We start from the raw sequence: 17,365 nt of genomic DNA, 5'->3' as shown, positions 1-17,365 counted from the left end.
ACGTACAAAAGCGGAAAAAGTTCATTTAGCGCATAAGATTATTGAATAATAAAATGGATTTATACAATTAATATGCCATACGCCATTGTCATTGTGCCAGTTGCGCCATTAAGGGGAACTGCCTCACACAAGAGTGAAATGATTTCCCAGTTACTATGGGGAGCCTGTGTTGAAATTACGGAAACAGCTCCCGGCGGCTGGGTACAAATAAAAAATCAATACGACGAATATACAGGCTGGGCCACTGCTGCTCACCTGGAACCCATTGATGAAACATTGTTCCTGGCACCGGCAGCCTGGTATTTACCTGGCTGGGTGAACCGGGTTACCATGAATGATCAGCTGATGCTGGTACCTTTTGGCTGCCTGGTGAAGAGCAATAACGATACTTCCACGCAATGGGGAAATATGGTCGTAAAATTCGAAGATAAGCCACTTCCCTTAACTAATACTGCTGCAATCGACATAACGGCTTTAAAGAACGCTGCAGGGCAGTTTTTAAATACGGGTTATCTCTGGGGTGGTTCCAGTGTTTTCGGGGTCGATTGTTCTGGTTTTACACAAAATGTTTTTAAGTTATCCGGTATTTCCCTGTGGCGGGATGCGTATCAGCAGGCCACACAGGGACATCTTGTCGATTTCTTACTGGAAGCACGGCTGGGTGATCTGGCCTTCTTCGATAATGAAGAGGGTAGGATTACGCATGTTGGGATATTACTGAACGATCACGAAATTATCCATGCTTCGGGGAAGGTTCGTATTGATCCGATCGACAATCAGGGTATTATCAATGCAGAAACGGGGCTTCGTACACATCGGTTACGCATTATAAAAAGATTTTTTTAGCCTTTTGGTAGAAAAGAAATGCAGCGAAGTATCTCCGCTGCATTTCTTCTAAAAGCTAAAAGCTAACGGCTAAAAGCTGTATCAGCTTTGTTTGAAGATCTTGCGATAATCTTCAAAGCTCTGCATAATAATTTTCTCTGCTTTGGCTTTATTCTGGAATTCTTCCACCACAACGGTTTTCTTTTCCAGCTTTTTGTATTCTTCGAAGAAATGACGCATTTCATCGATGAAATGAGGAGGCAGTTCAGAAATATCGTTGATGTGGTTTACACTCATATCGTTGGCTGCTACTGCAATGATTTTATCATCTGCTTCACCACCATCAATCATTTGCATTACGCCAATGATTTTAGCCTCGATGATGCACATAGGTACGCATTCAATCTGGGATAATACCAGGATATCCAATGGATCATGGTCATCGCAGTAAGACTGTGGAATAAAACCGTAGTTGGCAGGATAGTATACAGAAGAATATAAAACCCGGTCCAGTTTCAGCAAACCGCTTTCTTTATCCAGTTCATATTTGGCACGGCATCCCTTTGGAATCTCTATAATTGCATTTACAACATTTGGCACTTCAGAGCCGGGACTCACACTGTGCCAGGGATTTGTCATCATAATAATCTACTTTACTTTAAGGTTTATTGTTCAATATTGGCTTAATGTAGAAAAGTGAATAAAGTACTCACCTCACTTTTCATGAAGATATGGTTAGGTTTCCGGTAAGTAAACAGGAAATACGCCACACATTCGGATCATTAATGCGTGGCAAAATTAAGGGAACTACCCGTTAATAGCTAAAAATTATCCCTTCCTTTTGTGTAAAAAGACAAAAAGGGGGAAAATTTATTTAGTTTCCGGCATGACAATACCGGTAGCGGAGGTAGTATCTGTAGGTAAAACCCCGGTAGAATCAAATGCGTTACCTGTTTGCGGTGCGTAGTTGGGAATAATGCTGTCGAATGTCAGGGAAATTTTCCACTGTCCGTTTTCCTTCACCATCTGGAGGATTTCTTTCTGGTGTGCGGAGGAGTTCAGGATAGTTACAGCGGCTTTATCGCCATTTTCTTCAATGTTGACAACCTCTATCCTTGCATTTTTAATTTTTTCCCTTTCCGGGCCACTGCGGCGGCCGTCAAAAATAGCATAGATCTGTATTACCTGTTGAGATTCTTTGGTGGCATAGTCCCTTGCCTGGTCGTAGTTCGAATCCTGAATCGCATGCATAAACGCCAGCGCTACCTCTTCGGGGGAAGCCCTTTTCTTACAACTGCCCAACAGCAAGGTTGTAGTCAATGCCAGTGTCATGATTCGAAAAAAATTGGTCATGCGGTCGATAAATTATTATATATCACAACAAAAATAGGGGTAAACTTCAATTCTGCAAAGTCATCAACTATAGCGAGGCTCATTCACAGGCTTTCGGACTGAATATCTCCCTTGGATAAAAACAGGTGAACTTACAGCAATCGCCGTTAACAAAGAGTTAATATTTCATCATTTGGCTATTTTGTTATACAGATATTTCTTCCGGAATGGCCATTGCCATTGAAAAAAACATCAAAATAACAAAATAGCCAAACGATAAAATGGTCTATTTGTCCTTATTGGCTTCATATGCCCTGATGATGGCTTTCACCAGTCGATGTCTTACAACATCTTCTTCATCAAGTTCCACATGTGCGATGCCTTCAATGTTACGAAGGATGCGCGAAGCCCTTTCCAGACCGGATTGCTGATTTTTAGGTAAATCTATCTGCGTAAGGTCACCGGTAATAATGGCCTGGGCAGATGCTCCAATACGGGTTAGAAACATTTTGATCTGCAGATCAGTGGCGTTTTGTGCCTCATCCAGGATAATAAACGAATTATCAAGGGTACGACCACGCATATACGCCAGTGGTGCAATCTCAATTACACGGTTGGTCATGTAATAACTCAGTTTTTCCGCAGGGATCATATCATCCAGCGCATCGTACAATGGCCGCAGATATGGGTCAATCTTTTCTTTTAAATCTCCCGGCAGAAAACCAAGACTTTCACCTGCTTCTACCGCAGGACGTGTCAGGATAATCTTTTTAACAGCTTTGTTTTTGAGCGCACGTACCGCTAAAGCTACAGCAGTATAGGTTTTACCGGTACCGGCAGGACCTATCGCGAAGATAATGTCATTCTTCTCCGCCAGGGCTACCATCTTTTTCTGGTTGGATGTACGTGCTCTTACCGTACGACCGTTAGGACCAAATACCAATACTTCATTGGGGTTACGCTCACTGAAATTATCGACTTTTGTGCCTTCCTCATCTCCCAGAATCTGTTCAAAATAGTTCTCCGTCAAATTACCGTTACGTTCCAGGTACTTAACGATCTGACCGATTTTTTCCTCCGCTGTAGCCACTTCTTCCGGTGCCCCACTCAATTTTAACTGGGTGCCCCTGGACAGGATCTTAAGCAATGGGAATTTCTTTTTCAGCAGATCTAGTTTTCCGTTATTAACACCGAAAAACTCAATGGGATTAATACTGTCTAAATTGATAATGGATTCAGTCAATGATTCTTGATTTAATTGTCCAGGAAATGATCGGTATTTTTCAATCCGAATATATTTAAATCTTGTACAACCTGGAAGACGCAATTGTTAAGCTATCACTAAATTCTGTACCCGTTCTGTTTGAAGGCTTCCACTTTAGCGGCGATATCCTTATTGCTCAGAGCAATGATACGGGCGGCCAGAATTGCTGCATTGCGCGCTCCTGCTTTTCCTACTGCCAATGTACCAACAGGTAAGCCTGCAGGCATTTGTACAATTGAATACAATGCGTCAATACCGCCAGGTAAACCACCTTCTAAAGGAACTCCCAGAACAGGCAGCGAAGTGTAAGCTGATACAACTCCCGGTAAGGCTGCTGCCATGCCCGCTGCGGCAATAATTACGCCAAATCCCTTCTCCTGAGCGGTGATACACAATTCTCGTACTTTATCCGGATTACGATGTGCAGAGGCTACCACCATCTCATTTTCAATCCCAAAATGTTGCAGGTGTTTCTGTGATTCTTCCATTACAGGTTTGTCACTCTCGGAACCCATGATAATCAAAACTTTCATCTCAAATAGTATTTTAAAAAATGATAATTTATATAGATAGCCCAAAGATATTGATCGTTTAACAATTTCAGAAAACTGAAAATCCACAACACGTGGATAAATGATACCTTCCAACCACTCATCCGCCCGTTGAAGGCGCATTTGTAAAGGAATTGACCTTTATCCAACATTTTATTACTTTTACCGGTACAATAGTGTTTTTTATTATATAATGCCTACTTTGGGTATTTCCTGACACAACGATCTTAGATTCTGCTATCATATGAATGTAGTTATGCTGGAACAGCACTACCGGCACTTACAGCATCTTGAAGCCGCTATTAATGCCTGTGCACTCTCTGTCACTATAGATGCCGGGGGGATGGTAACTGCGGTAAATACGCAGGTGGTAGCCGCATTGCAGCAATCATCCGACCTACTTATCGGCCAACCGCTCACCCATATCCTCCGGCCCGCAGACACGGACCGGTGGCAAAAAATATGGACCACCCTGCTGGCCGGCAATCCCGTGCAGGAACAATGCTGTTTCCTTAAAAAGGAAGATACCCCGCTCTGGCTGGAAGCCGGTATCAGCCCCCTCATGAACGAGGACGGCACCATGGAACATTGCATACTCATTGGTATAGACATCACCTCCCGTAAACTCGATGAAATAAAACGCGAACAAAATGAAATCTATTACAGCCAGGTACTGGAAAACCTCCCCCTGGGCCTGCAACAGTTTTCACCCGATGGCAATAGCATGGATATGAACAGCCGCCAAAGGGAAATATGGGGAGAGGCACATCCATTCTTTACAAAACAAGCCTATAAATGGCTGCAGGACCCCTTCTATCGCCTCAATGGACTCTCTGAAATGTTTGAGGAAGCCCTCAGCACAGGAAAAACACTGAAACGCGAAATATTACTCAGCTACCGCGAAAAAAGAAACGAAAACGTTACCCGGCTTTACCCGGTGTACTTTGAAGCCACGATATTTCCACTCACCGATCAGCAGCGTAATATGGTCAATATCTTCCTGATACTGGATGATATTACAGAGAAAAAACTCTCTGAACTAAGCCTGCAAAAAAGTGAAAGACTCCTCGACAATATCATAGAAAATCTGCCTATAGGATATATTCAGTTCGATAATTTCGGATTTATACGCCGCATCAATCAAACACAACGCTTCTTCTTTAATTCGCCATATCCCGCTGTAAGGCAGCCTTTCAATGTCATGAATGACGACCTGTCCACCATGTTTGAATTGGATAAACTGTTTATTCAGGCACTGGAAGAAAACAAATCCCTGCGGGTGGAAAAAAGAATCGACTTCTCCCAGGACAAACGCTGGACAACCGTTGGACGTGAAGTATATCTCGACCTGACCGTCTTCCCGGTAATAGAACCGATAGACAAGGAAATGATTGTAGTGGCGCTGGTGAATGACATTACGGACAAAAAAATGCAGGAACTGGAAAACAGGAAAAACCAGGAATTCCTCCAGCAAACCGGCAATATAGGCAAAATAGGCGGCTGGGAAATGGATATCGACAACCAGCAGGTACGCTGGACAGATCAATCCTATTATATCCACGACTGCCCAGTTGATACGGAAATAAACTTTGAGAAGGCCATGGCCTTCTACACCCCGGAAGCAAGGGAAAGCCTCCATGCACTCATTCAGCAATGTATAGACACCGGTAAACCTTTTGATGCACAACTAACGATTGTATCCGCAAAGCAACAACTGAAAAGGGTCCGCTCCATCGGGCAACCCGGCTATGTAGATGGGCGCCTGGTAAGGATGTACGGAGTGATACAGGATATTACCGAACAACTGGAAATAAGAGATGCGCTCACACGGAACACAGAGCTGATGCGCCTTTTCTTCGATACCATTGATATGGGCTATGCGGCTATGGAAAAAAACGGGAACGTTAACTTCCTCAACCGCAAGGCAGAGAAAATGATCGGACACCCGGTAGCCATGGGCAGCAACATCTTTGAGGAGTTCCCGCGGCTTAGCGGCACTGTATTTTATGCACGGCTGCAGGAATGTATACTGCAACAGGCTTCTCAATCTTTTGGTATTTACTTTCCCGGAGTAGATAAATGGTATGATTTCCTGCTTACACCTATGCAGGATGGCGGTATTTCCGTGTTCATGCGGGATATAACAGATAGCCGGAAAATGCAGAAAGAGCTGAGAAAGGCCAATGATCAGCTATCGAATCTTAATAAAAACCTCATCAACCAGAACAAGCAGCTGGAAGATTTTGCCCATATTACTTCCCATAACCTCCGGGCGCCTATTGCCAATCTGAAGGCGCTGATGCAAATGCATAACGAGGCGGTGGCCCAGCAGGAAAGAGACCTGTACCTGGGAATGGTACATGAGGTGATTAAAAAGATTGATGAAACCCTGAACGACCTGGTAGAGGTAGTACAGATCAGGAAAGATGTGAATGTAGAGAAAGAAAAATTACAGTTTGCAGAGCGGTTACAGAAAGTAAGGGATGTACTGCTGGTAGACATTGAAACCAGTAATATTCAGATAACCTATAACTTTGGAGCAGAACCGGTGATTGAGTATCCAAGGGTATACCTGGATAGTATCTTACAGAACTTTATCACCAATGCCATCCGTTATCGTTCTTCAGAACGCACGCCAGCTGTACATTTACAGACCTGGAAGGAAAATGAAAACATCATATTAAGTGTGCAGGACAACGGCGTAGGGATAGATATGGAACGCTTCGGCAGCAAGTTATTTGGATTCCGCAAAACGTTTCATAAGAATAAAGACGCTAAAGGAATAGGCCTGTTTATTACTAAAACCCAGGTGGAAGCAATGGGTGGAAATATAAGGGCAGAAAGCCATCCTGGAGAGGGAACGAAATTTATTATTACATTTAGATCAGAATAAACCCCCTTTATGAAGTTGATCGATACGATTTTTATTGTAGATGATGATCCTATTCACCAGCAGATTGCTAAAATCATGATCGAACGTCAGGCAATCAGCAGTAATATCCGTGTATTTTCAGACGCACAGGATGTGCTGGATTATATCCGTGAAAACGCCGCAAACTCTCACGCCCTGCCCGATCTTATTTTGCTGGATCTCAATATGCCTGTGATGGATGGCTGGGAGTTCCTGGAGGAATACGCCGCATTTTGCGATCAGCTGCCTAAGAACATCAGGATATTTGTGCTCACCTCTTCTATTGATGAAAAGGACAGAGAGCGGGTAAGCGCTTACGATTTCGTAACAGGCTATCTCACCAAGCCATTATCAAAAGAAATTATTTCGCACTTGTCTTAAGTGCATGAATGGTCTTTTCAGGATCTGCGGAAGAAAACACCGCGCTGCCTGCCACCAGTACATTGGCGCCTGCATCAATAAGCTGTCCTGCATTTTCCGTTCCTATGCCTCCGTCTACTTCAATTAACGCATGTGAATGGGTATCGGTGATCAGCTTTCTCAGTTGCCGGATTTTATGATAGGTTTGCTCAATAAAGGTTTGACCACCAAATCCCGGGTTTACACTCATGATCAGCACCACATCAATATCCCTGATTACATTTTCCAGCATGCCTACAGGTGTATGTGGATTCAGTGCCACACCGGCTTTCATGCCAAGTCCTTTTATCTGTTGAATATTACGGTGAAGATGAATGCAGGCTTCGAGGTGCACGGTTAAGATATCTGCCCCGGCTTTTTTGAAGTCTGCTGCATACTTTTCCGGTTCTTCGATCATTAAATGAACATCACAGGGCTTGTTCGCTCTTTTCTTTATCTGAGCAATAACAGGCAGTCCATAACTGATGTTGGGTACAAATCTGCCATCCATTACATCCAGATGAAACCAGTCTGCTTCACTACGGTTCACCATATCTATATCTTTTCCCAGTTCCAGGAAATTCGCTGCCAGTAAAGATGGCGCCACTAAAACAGGATGTTTTTCCAAATGCAGTATTTTTGAGTCATGTAAATTTAAGTAATTAAGGCTTCAGTCTTTGCAAGGCTGCTTTAGCTTCGCTGAAATCTTTTTTAAAGGAGGAAGCCTTCGTATAATCTTCAATCGCCAATGTTTTATTGCCCAGTTGTTCTTGTGTCTGCGCGCGGTAATAATAGGCCCAGGCATCTGTTGGTGCGGATTTAGCGGCCATGTTATAATAGGTATACGCCTCTTTCCAGTCTTTTTTGTTGCCGTAAATTTTTCCCAGTGCCAGGTACGCTTTTTCAAATCCCGGATCAGCAATGATGCATTTCCGGTAGGTGAGGAGTGCTGCCGGTTCATCTCCCAGTTCTTCCTGGAATTGTGCCGCCTCATATAAAGGGTAGGCATTGGTGGTATCTATTCGCCATGCCTGTGTATAATAGGTCAGGGCGGCTGGTGCTTTGCGGCTGCGCAGCAGGTCACCGAGTTCCATCACGGCTTCAAATTCGGGTTGTGCGCCGGCGGCGTGAATAGCGGAGGTAAGATGCCGGATGGCAGTAACGGTATCTTGTTTATCTTCTGCCATACGGGCTTTCAGGTAAAAAGCTTTGTCACGCCCATCATTCGTTTGTGCGAGTATATTGGCGATACTGTCGGCAGCTGCATATGATTTATTTTCTATGAGCGCAGTGGCCAGCCGGTACTCCAGGTACGTGTAGCCGGGAGCGGTGGTGAGGGCCTGCTGAAAGTAACCCGCTGCCTTTTTGTAATCGTTTACGATGAGGGCTGCTTCTCCGGCGCCTGCCCAGTAGTCGGTGTTGGCAGGCATCAATTTCGCAGCTTTTTCAAAATCAGCCTGCGCAAAAGCGGGATTGGTATTAAAGAGCAATAATGCACGGCGGTAATACAATTCCGGGTTATCCGGAAACTGCCGGATCGAGTCCGTTACGGGCCGGATGATATCACTTTGTAGTACGGTGTCTGCATTGCCTGCAGCTGCCGGCTGCCGGGTGCCGGCATTGTTACATGCCAGGGCACCCACTAATAACAGGAGGATAGATAAATACTTCATACAGACGTCAAAACTACAGAATCCTTATCGCATTAACCAGTTTTTGAACACAGTATAGTCTGCCGCCAGTAAGGTGGCTTCTTTTTCTTTACCGTATAAAGACATCACCTTCGCCGGTGTATATATTTCTTCGCGGATAGACTTAGGCGCCGTGTCTTCAAATTTCACCGGGTGCGCGGTTTCCAGGAAAACGCCGGTCAGCTCAGGAGAATGTTCCAGGTAACGTTGCAGCCCCATGAAACCTACTGCCCCGTGCGGATCCAGCATATAGTGATTTTCTTTCCATACCTGTTCCATCGTGCGGGCAGTGTCTTTATCATTAAAACTGTAAGCAGTCAGCTTTTCAGCGAGAGAAGGCAGACTATTGCCAAATAACTCCAATATCCGTACGAAATTGCTGGGATCTGCCACATCCATGGCATTGGAGAGGGTGGGGGATGCTTTACCGGGTTCATATTTACCGCTGGCCATAAACCTCGGCACCGTATCGTTAATATTGGTGGCGGCTACAAAATGTGACACAGGTAATCCCATGGCGGTGGCCATCAATCCCGCGCAAATGTTACCGAAATTACCGCTGGGGACGGAAAATACCAGTTTGGGATGTGCTGCCTTCATTTGCTTATAAGCCAGGAAATAATAAAACATCTGCGGCAACCAGCGGGCTACGTTGATAGAGTTGGCGCTGGTAAGCGGGCGGCGGGCCTGCAGTTCCTTATCCAGGAAAGCTGTTTTTACCAGCTGCTGGCAGTCGTCAAAAGTACCTTGAATCTCCAGTGCATGGATGTTTTTACCCAGGGTAGTCAGTTGTTTTTCCTGCAGAACGCTTACTTTCTGGGAAGGGTAAAGGATCACTACTTCTACACCGGGAACATTGTAGAATCCACTGGCCACAGCACCGCCGGTGTCGCCGGAAGTGGCGACCAGTACGGTTACCGGTTCTGTGCTGTTGCGGCGGAAATAACCCAGGCATCCGGCCATGAAACGGGCGCCTACATCTTTGAAAGCAAGGGTGGGGCCATGAAATAATTCAAGGGCATAAGTCTGACCGGTGACTTTCTGTACCGGGAAAGGAAAATGCAACGTGTCTGCAACTATCTTTTTTAATGCTTCTTCGGGTATTTCGTCTCCTACAAATGGGCGGATAACTTTTAGTCCGATTTCATGATCCGTATAGTCGTGCAGGTGAGTAAGGAAGTCTTTGTCCAGTGTTGGTATCTGTTCCGGAAAATATAAACCTCTGTCTGGTGCTAATCCTTGTACAACTGCTGTTTCGAAATTTACCTGATGCTGCTTGTTTTGTAAGCTGAAATACTGCATGGATAATACGTTTGTTTTGGTTAGTCAATCACTTTTACACCGGCGGTGTTAATTTGGGAAACATAGATTTTATAATCTACTCCCAGTGGTGCGTAAACGCTATCCATAGTAGCCGCAACTTTGCGGGCATTTTCTTCTCCTTTGCTAAGCATAAATACAGAAGGACCGGAACCGGAAATACCTCCGCCCAATGCGCCGGCTTCCTTACATTTCAGTTTAAGTTCATGGAAGGCAGGGATGAGGATGGCCCTTACCGGTTCTACGATTACATCTTCCAGGGAGCGGCTGATGAGTTCATAATCTTCCTGGTATAAGCCGGCCACGAGTGCACCTACATTGCCCCATTGCCGGATGGCATCGGTCATCAGTACTTTCTGCTTCAGTATTTCACGGGCATCAGAAGTCTTTACTTCTATTTGCGGATGTATAACGGTGACCCATAGATGTTGAGGGGTATGCAATGCGGTGATATCGAGCGGACGATAACTTCTTACCAGCGTAAAACCGCCCAGGATAGCCGGAGCCACGTTGTCGGCATGTGCAGAGCCGCAGGCAAGTCTTTCTCCTTCCATGGCAAAGCGCACCAGTTGTTTTTTGGTGAAAGGCTCTCCCAGCAGGTGGTTAACGCCTACTACCGCGCCGGCGCTACTGGCAGCACTGGAACCAATGCCGCTACCCGGATGGATTTTTTTGAAGATCTCTATTTCAATCCCGATATCCGGTTGTTCGTATTTCTGTAAGAGGGCCTGTACCGCCACCCCGGCCACATTACGGGCGGGATCAAGCGGGAGGTCTGCGCCATGGATGGCAGTAATGCGAATTCCCGGCTCGGCGGATCTGCGAAGGATCATTTCATCTCCCGGCGCATCCAGTGCAAGTCCTATCACATCAAAGCCACAGGCCACATTGGCAACAGTTCCTGGCGCAAATACTTTTATACTATCCATATAACCTTAAGTTAAGAATTAAAAATTACGAATTACGAATTACGAATTACGAATTACGAATTACGAATTACGAATTACGAATTACGAATCCTTATTACAAACTACCCAATCCGTAATTTGTAATTCGTAATTCGTAATTCTTTTTCATACTCTGGCACTGCGGATAATATCAGCAAAGATGCCGGAAGCTGTTACATCTGCGCCTGCACCGGCGCCTTTCACGATCAGCGGCTGGTCTTTATAGCGACTGGTAGTATACAGCACAATATTGTCCTTGCCTTCCAGCTTAAAGAACGGATGATCCGGTGCTACACTTTGTAACCCTACAGAGGCTTTGCCATCTTCATAGCGGGCTACAAACTTCAGGCGTTTACCTTCAGCGGCAGCCGTTTCGCGGAGCCCCTGAAAATGTCCGGCATGTATATCCAGCTCATCGTAGAAAGCAGGTACAGATGGGGCATCGAGGCAGGCTGCCGGGAGGAAAGAGTAGTTGGTGATTTCATCCATTTCTATGGCCGCACCACTTTCCCGGGCAAGGATCAGTATCTTTCTCATTACATCTTTACCACTCAGGTCAATGCGTGGATCCGGTTCTGTGTATCCCTCATCCTGTGCGGCTTTTACCACTTCCCGGAAGCTGGAGCCGTTAACAAAATGATTGAACACAAAATTGAGGCTGCCGGATAAAACGGCTTCTATACTATGTACTTTGTCGCCGCTTCTGATCAGGTCATTTAAGGTATTGATAACCGGTAATCCTGCGCCAACATTGGTTTCGAAAAGGAAAGACGCATTGTATTTTCTGGCAAGGTCTTTCAGTTGCTTGTAATAGATGTATTCAGAAGAACAGGCAATTTTATTGCAGGTGACCACCGAAATACCATGTTGCAGAAATTCATGATACACGGTCGCAATGTCGCTGCTGGCAGTATTATCCACGAATACACTGTTGCGGAGGTTCAGTGATTTTATCTGTTGTACAAAATCAGAGGTGCTTACACGGTCACCTTGCTCCAACTGTCCGCGCCAGTTATCCAAAGGAATGCCACCGTCCATTAACAGGGTCTGTTTACTGTTGGCAAGGCCAATCACTCTTACCTGTAGTCCCAGCTCATCCCGGAGGTACTGTTGTTGCTGCTGCAGTTGTTCCAATAGTTTGCTGCCTACATTACCTACACCTGCAATAAACAGGTTAACCTGTTTCAGCGGTATTTCGAAGAAGGTTTCGTGCATGACGTTCAGCGCTTTTTTGATATCGGCCTTATTAATCACGGCAGAGATGTTTTTCTCTGTAGATCCCTGTGCAATGGCTCTTACGTTGATACCGTTGCGGCCTAAGGTGCCAAACAGTTTGCCACTGGTACCGTGATGATTTTTCATTTTATCACCTACTACGGCTACAATGCAGAGGTCTTTTTCCACCTGCAGGGGCTCAATGCGTTTCTCCAGTATTTCCTGTCCAAACTCGCTGTCAACGGTAGTTTTGGCTTTCAGCATATCCGTTTCATGTATGCCTACGGTAATGGAGTGTTCGGAAGAGCTTTGTGTAATAAGGATCACGTTGATCCGTTCCCGTAGGAGCGATTCAAACAATCTCTTGGAGAAGCCGGGGATGCCCACCATGCCGCTGCCTTCCAGGGTGAGCAGCGCGATATGTTGTATGCCGGAGATGCCGGTTACGGGGAAACTGCGGTCAGCACTGTCCTGGATAAGGGTGCCATGATCTTCCGGGGCAAAGGTGTTTTTGATCCAGATGGGAATGTGTTTACTCATGACCGGCTGGATAGTAGGCGGATAAATTACTTTGGCGCCGAAGTGGGAGAGTTCCATGGCTTCCACATAAGAGATATGTGAAATAGGAATCGCCTGTGATACGATGCGGGGATCTGCGGTCATCATGCCGCTAACATCTGTCCAGATATCCAGTACATCGGCGTTAACAGCAGCGGCCACAATAGCCGCGGTATAGTCGGATCCGCCACGGCCCAGGGTAGTGGTTTCTCCTTCGGCGGTAGCGGCAACAAAGCCCGGTAATACTACATAGTCAACGGTGGACTGTGCAAAGTACTGGGTAATATGGTGATTGGTGGCAACAAAATTTACCGCGCCGTGGCCAAAGTTGTTATCTGTAACAATCAGCTCGCGGCTGTCTTTACAGGTGGCAGAGAAGCCTTGTTGTTTGAGTTTCTCTGCTACGATGGTACAGGACATCAGTTCTCCGTAGCTCATAATTTTATCCAGGGTGCGGGGACTGAGTTCCGCTACCTGGAAGATACCGTCGCAGAGGTTTTCGAGGGCATTTAATTTTTTCTTCAGCTGGCTAATCTGTCCGCTTTGTGCGGTAATGGGGAATAACTCACGGATAGTATCCAGGTGGCGGGCTTCAATTTCCTGTAATACATTTTTATATTCTTCCTCGCCTTGCTCTGCGAGTTGTCCGCAGCGTATAAGCTTGTCCGTTACTCCACCCAGCGCAGATACAACGATGGCATATTGTCCGGCAGGTTTATATTTTTTGAGGATGTTGCAAACCTGTTCTATTGCTTTGGCGCTTCCTACAGAAGTGCCGCCAAATTTTAATACTTGCATATGGAAAATTTATACGTAGTTAACTCCGGGTCCTCCCGGTTATGTACCACTTGGTGGTCGTTGGATAATATGTGAAAACTAACCCCGCAGTGGGGTTGTAATAAATGTGGACGTTGTTGCCATAGTGTCCGTGTCCGGCTGAGAGGCGGGATTAACAGAGAATTGATATGTGTAAAACGGTATCACTATTTTAAATATGACGATTGTGTAACAAAAGTCTACAATTACACCGGTAAATAAAAGTGCAGTGGCGATATTTAGAAATATTTTAAAAAATGAGCTTATTGGTTGTTTTTGTATTTGTTTTGCACCTTTATGGTGATTATTATTTAATAAATTACGGCTATTTGTATGTTTTCGTTATTTCAATAAGTAGTGAAAATGTTGTTTTGATGACAATTTTATGACTAAATGCACCTCTCGGCCGATCATTATTACCTCATTACTACTTCTCGTATACTTCTCCGGTACTTAGGATTCGTCTATCTATTACATTCCCATTATAGTTCTATTACTGTTCCACTACATTGTTACTACTGTTACATTACTCTTTTACTACACTCTTACTACACTCTTACTACTCTTTCACTACTCTTTCACTGCACTATGCCCCTTCCGGGTGCCCGCTATAACTCCTGCGATACGCTACTTATTTTGGTTAATATAGAATTATATCCTTAACTTAGTTGCCTAAACAATCGCCACTTGTCCATTTCACTGAAATATACAAGCAACAGTCAGCTTAACTACTACTTTCTCATGGCCACACTTGCCATGGATTCGACTTTGGCATAACCTTTCCCAACGGCCACTACCGGCCATTCTTCGTGTTTATATACCGTAACTTTGTAATAGTAAATTTCTGCTATTCCCGTGCATGTGTATCTAATTATTTACTGCCATTCACCGGTTGCGCATTGATATATCATTTCGATCATACACCAGTACGAATCATACACCCGTTCAATCGTTAATTGTACACCAAAACAATTTTATTCAATTTACCTGATATGCCACATTATTATAAACTAGGACAAATACCGCATAAGCGCCATACCCAGTTCCGCAAACCGGATGGCCAGCTGTATTCGGAACAGTTGTTTTCTACGGAAGGATTCTCCTCTCATTCCAGCTTATTGTATCACTGCCACCCACCTACAGAAATTGTAAAAGTAGATGAACCTTATTCCGTTGCACCTAAGGTGGCGGAAGAAAAGATGCTGAAACACCGCAGTTTCACGGGCTTCAATATAAAGCCGGAAGATGATTTTCTGCAGAGTCGTAAAGCTGTGCTGGTCAATAGTGATCTCCACATTGTACTCGCTGCTCCCCGCAAAAGCATGGAAGGTTATTTCTACAAAAATGCGGATGCAGATGAAATGATCTTCGTACACGAAGGCAGCGGTGTGCTGAAAACACAGTATGGTCAGCTGGAATTCAGTTACGGCGATTACCTGGTAATACCACGCGGGACTATTTACCAGATCTCGTTCAATAGTGCAGACAACCGCCTGTTTATCGTGGAATCGTTTAGTCCTATCCGTTATCCCAAAAGATACCTGAGTAAATACGGACAGCTGCTCGAACATTCTCCTTATTGCGAAAGGGATATCCGGCAACCACAAAACCTGGAAACGATTGATGAGGCTGGGGATTTCCTGATCCGTATTAAAAAGAAAGGAGTCATATATCCGATCCACTACAGGCATCATCCATTTGATGTGGTGGGGTGGGATGGATGCGAATATCCGTTTGCTTTTTCCATTCACGATTTTGAGCCCATCACAGGTCGTGTACATCAGCCACCTCCGGTGCATCAGACGTTTGAAGGAACCAACTTTGTAGTATGCTCTTTCTGTCCCCGTTTATTTGATTACCATCCGCAGGCAATTCCTGCCCCGTATAATCACAGTAATATAGACAGTGATGAGGTGTTATATTATGTAGATGGTGACTTTATGAGCCGTAAACATGTAGTGCGTGGTATGATCACCCTGCATCCTGCAGGCATCCCGCACGGACCACATCCCGGAGCCGTGGAAAAAAGTATCGGCGCAAAAGAAACAAAAGAACTGGCAGTAATGGTAGATACCTTTCATCCGTTGCAAATCACGGAAGAAGCATTGGGTATTGAAGATGGCAGCTATGTAATGAGCTGGGCAGAATAATTATTAACAACAGCAACCAACGACTTATAAAACCAAAACAATTGAATGTTATGGAAACAGCATTAATGAATGCAGACAACTTAACCGGTCAGCAGGACTTTTTACCCCTCAACGGCACAGATTACGTTGAGTTTTATGTAGGCAATGCCAAACAGGCCGCCATTTACTACAAAACAGCTTTTGGTTTTCAATCAGTGGCGTATGCCGGTCCGGAAACCGGTGTGAAAGACAGGGTATCTTACCTGTTAGTGCAGAATAAATTACGCTTTGTATTGACTACCTCCCTGTTTCCCGATACAGATATTTCCCGTCACGTGGCTAAACATGGCGATGGTGTAAAAGTACTGGCACTGTGGGTAGAGGATGCCCGTTCTGCTTATGAAGAAACTGTGAAACGTGGTGCTACACCGTATATGGAGCCTACTGTAGAGAAAGATGAATTTGGCGAAGTAGTACGCAGTGGAATTCATACTTATGGTGATACCGTTCACGTGTTTGTAGAACGTAAAAATTATAACGGACTATTTCTGCCTGGTTTCAAGGAATGGAAATCAGACTATAACCCGGCTGATACCGGCCTGCTATATGTAGATCATTGCGTAGGCAATGTGGGTTGGAACGAGATGAATACCTGGGTGGGATTTTACGAACGCGTAATGGGATTCAAAAATCTCATCTCTTTTGATGACAGCGATATTTCTACGGAGTACTCTGCCCTGATGAGTAAAGTGATGAGTAACGGTAACGGACGTGTGAAATTCCCAATCAACGAACCGGCCGAGGGCAAAAAGAAATCCCAGATCGAGGAATACCTGGATTACTACGGTGGACCAGGTGTACAGCATGTAGCCATTGCTACCAATGATATTGTGAAAACAGTGTCTGAGTTGCAGCGTAGGGGCGTGGAGTTCCTGAAGGTGCCGGAAGTATATTATGAAACATTACTGGACAGGGTAGGGAAGATCGATGAATCTATCGCCCCGTTAAAGGAATTAGGCATCCTGGTCGACAGAGATGATGAAGGTTACCTGTTGCAGATTTTCACGAAGCCACTGCAGGACAGACCTACCGTATTTTTTGAAATTATTCAGCGTAAAGGAGCACAGTCTTTCGGTAAAGGCAACTTCAAAGCCCTGTTTGAATCTATAGAAAGAGAACAGGCGTTGCGCGGTAACTTATAGTTTCCTATGCTTTCTTTAGTTACACTCCCGATGGGAGTTCTTTAGGCCGTTTTATGATGGTTACAACAATTTAAATGCAGAGCCCGCCTGATTTCCACGGCGGGCTTTTTTATTTTTATTTTAATAGATATTTATTATTTTTAATGCGTATATTTAAACTATATGATGGAAATGATTGGAAGGGCCTGTTTTTATGAAAACCTTT

Annotated in this window: 14 protein-coding genes; 5 read left to right on the top strand and 9 right to left on the bottom strand. The window is 44.8% G+C overall.

Annotated elements, in window-relative coordinates; genetic code table 11:
• Window positions 1–72: 72 nt before the first annotated feature.
• On the top strand, window positions 73–846 hold the full coding sequence (locus AB4Z08_RS12540) for a C40 family peptidase (protein ID WP_441574080.1): 774 nt from the start codon (window positions 73–75) through the stop codon (window positions 844–846).
• Between the two features lie 81 nt (window positions 847–927).
• On the opposite strand, the gene AB4Z08_RS12535 is transcribed toward AB4Z08_RS12540, so the two are convergent.
• The 4 genes from AB4Z08_RS12535 to purE all read right to left on the bottom strand — a co-directional run bounded on the left by AB4Z08_RS12535 (window position 928) and on the right by purE (window position 3,954).
• Window positions 928–1,467: an inorganic diphosphatase gene (locus AB4Z08_RS12535; protein WP_208116220.1), complete on the bottom strand. Its 540-nt coding sequence runs from the start codon at window positions 1,465–1,467 to the stop codon at window positions 928–930.
• Window positions 1,468–1,695: 228 nt separating this feature from the next.
• Window positions 1,696–2,178 carry a hypothetical protein gene (locus tag AB4Z08_RS12530; protein ID WP_441574079.1) on the bottom strand — a complete coding sequence of 161 codons (483 nt, stop codon included), beginning with the start codon at window positions 2,176–2,178 and terminating at the stop codon, window positions 1,696–1,698.
• Window positions 2,179–2,443: 265 nt separating this feature from the next.
• Window positions 2,444–3,400 carry a PhoH family protein gene (locus AB4Z08_RS12525; protein WP_441574078.1) on the bottom strand — a complete coding sequence of 319 codons (957 nt, stop codon included), beginning with the start codon at window positions 3,398–3,400 and terminating at the stop codon, window positions 2,444–2,446.
• Between the two features lie 98 nt (window positions 3,401–3,498).
• On the bottom strand, window positions 3,499–3,954 hold the full coding sequence (gene purE, locus AB4Z08_RS12520) for a 5-(carboxyamino)imidazole ribonucleotide mutase (protein WP_441574077.1): 456 nt from the start codon (window positions 3,952–3,954) through the stop codon (window positions 3,499–3,501).
• 262 nt (window positions 3,955–4,216) lie between these two features.
• Between purE and AB4Z08_RS12515 the strand changes: the two genes are divergently transcribed.
• On the top strand, window positions 4,217–6,865 hold the full coding sequence (locus AB4Z08_RS12515) for a PAS domain-containing sensor histidine kinase (protein WP_441574076.1): 2,649 nt from the start codon (window positions 4,217–4,219) through the stop codon (window positions 6,863–6,865).
• Window positions 6,866–6,874: 9 nt separating this feature from the next.
• Window positions 6,875–7,264, top strand: coding sequence for a response regulator (locus AB4Z08_RS12510; protein WP_441574075.1), 390 nt, complete (start codon window positions 6,875–6,877; stop codon window positions 7,262–7,264).
• On the opposite strand, the gene rpe is transcribed toward AB4Z08_RS12510, so the two are convergent.
• The 5 genes from rpe to thrA form a co-directional block, all read right to left on the bottom strand.
• Window positions 7,245–7,910: a ribulose-phosphate 3-epimerase gene (rpe, locus tag AB4Z08_RS12505; protein ID WP_441574074.1), complete on the bottom strand. Its 666-nt coding sequence runs from the start codon at window positions 7,908–7,910 to the stop codon at window positions 7,245–7,247. The two genes, AB4Z08_RS12510 and rpe, sit on opposite strands and share 20 nt — an antisense overlap.
• A 34-nt stretch (window positions 7,911–7,944) precedes the next feature.
• Window positions 7,945–8,955, bottom strand: a complete 1,011-nt coding sequence (locus AB4Z08_RS12500; RefSeq protein ID WP_441574073.1) for a tetratricopeptide repeat protein — start codon at window positions 8,953–8,955, stop codon at window positions 7,945–7,947.
• Between the two features lie 24 nt (window positions 8,956–8,979).
• Complete coding sequence (thrC, locus tag AB4Z08_RS12495; RefSeq protein WP_441574072.1) at window positions 8,980–10,275, bottom strand: threonine synthase; 1,296 nt, start codon at window positions 10,273–10,275, stop codon at window positions 8,980–8,982.
• Between the two features lie 20 nt (window positions 10,276–10,295).
• Entirely contained in the window at window positions 10,296–11,222 is a 927-nt protein-coding gene (locus AB4Z08_RS12490) for a homoserine kinase (protein WP_441574071.1), read from the bottom strand.
• A 144-nt stretch (window positions 11,223–11,366) separates the two neighbouring features.
• Window positions 11,367–13,811: a bifunctional aspartate kinase/homoserine dehydrogenase I gene (gene thrA / locus AB4Z08_RS12485; RefSeq protein WP_441574070.1), complete on the bottom strand. Its 2,445-nt coding sequence runs from the start codon at window positions 13,809–13,811 to the stop codon at window positions 11,367–11,369.
• Between the two features lie 1,010 nt (window positions 13,812–14,821).
• Here thrA and AB4Z08_RS12480 point away from each other — a divergent pair.
• Window positions 14,822–15,979: a homogentisate 1,2-dioxygenase gene (locus tag AB4Z08_RS12480; RefSeq protein WP_441574069.1), complete on the top strand. Its 1,158-nt coding sequence runs from the start codon at window positions 14,822–14,824 to the stop codon at window positions 15,977–15,979.
• A 50-nt stretch (window positions 15,980–16,029) separates the two neighbouring features.
• Window positions 16,030–17,160 (top strand): 4-hydroxyphenylpyruvate dioxygenase, encoded by a 1,131-nt coding sequence (gene hppD, locus AB4Z08_RS12475; RefSeq protein WP_441574068.1) that lies wholly within the window; start codon window positions 16,030–16,032, stop codon window positions 17,158–17,160.
• The last annotated feature ends 205 nt before the right edge of the window (window positions 17,161–17,365 follow it).

Source organism: Chitinophaga sp. RAB17, from assembly GCF_052114225.1.
In the GTDB taxonomy this organism is placed as follows: domain Bacteria; phylum Bacteroidota; class Bacteroidia; order Chitinophagales; family Chitinophagaceae; genus Chitinophaga.
The sequence above is the reverse complement of the archived record's forward strand: the minus strand, read 5'-3'. Positions and strand labels throughout refer to the sequence as shown.

Excerpts from the sequence above, each read along its gene's own strand:
- AB4Z08_RS12540 (WP_441574080.1), top strand. The coding sequence starts at position 73 with ATGCCATACGCCATTGTCATTGTGCCAGTTGCGCCATTAAGGGGAACT.
- AB4Z08_RS12535 (WP_208116220.1), bottom strand. The coding sequence starts at position 1,467 with ATGATGACAAATCCCTGGCACAGTGTGAGTCCCGGCTCTGAAGTGCCA.
- AB4Z08_RS12530 (WP_441574079.1), bottom strand. The coding sequence starts at position 2,178 with ATGACCAATTTTTTTCGAATCATGACACTGGCATTGACTACAACCTTG.
- purE (WP_441574077.1), bottom strand. The coding sequence starts at position 3,954 with ATGAAAGTTTTGATTATCATGGGTTCCGAGAGTGACAAACCTGTAATG.
- AB4Z08_RS12515 (WP_441574076.1), top strand. The coding sequence starts at position 4,217 with ATGAATGTAGTTATGCTGGAACAGCACTACCGGCACTTACAGCATCTT.
- AB4Z08_RS12510 (WP_441574075.1), top strand. The coding sequence starts at position 6,875 with ATGAAGTTGATCGATACGATTTTTATTGTAGATGATGATCCTATTCAC.
- AB4Z08_RS12500 (WP_441574073.1), bottom strand. The coding sequence starts at position 8,955 with ATGAAGTATTTATCTATCCTCCTGTTATTAGTGGGTGCCCTGGCATGT.
- thrC (WP_441574072.1), bottom strand. The coding sequence starts at position 10,275 with ATGCAGTATTTCAGCTTACAAAACAAGCAGCATCAGGTAAATTTCGAA.
- AB4Z08_RS12490 (WP_441574071.1), bottom strand. The coding sequence starts at position 11,222 with ATGGATAGTATAAAAGTATTTGCGCCAGGAACTGTTGCCAATGTGGCC.
- thrA (WP_441574070.1), bottom strand. The coding sequence starts at position 13,811 with ATGCAAGTATTAAAATTTGGCGGCACTTCTGTAGGAAGCGCCAAAGCA.
- AB4Z08_RS12480 (WP_441574069.1), top strand. The coding sequence starts at position 14,822 with ATGCCACATTATTATAAACTAGGACAAATACCGCATAAGCGCCATACC.
- hppD (WP_441574068.1), top strand. The coding sequence starts at position 16,030 with ATGGAAACAGCATTAATGAATGCAGACAACTTAACCGGTCAGCAGGAC.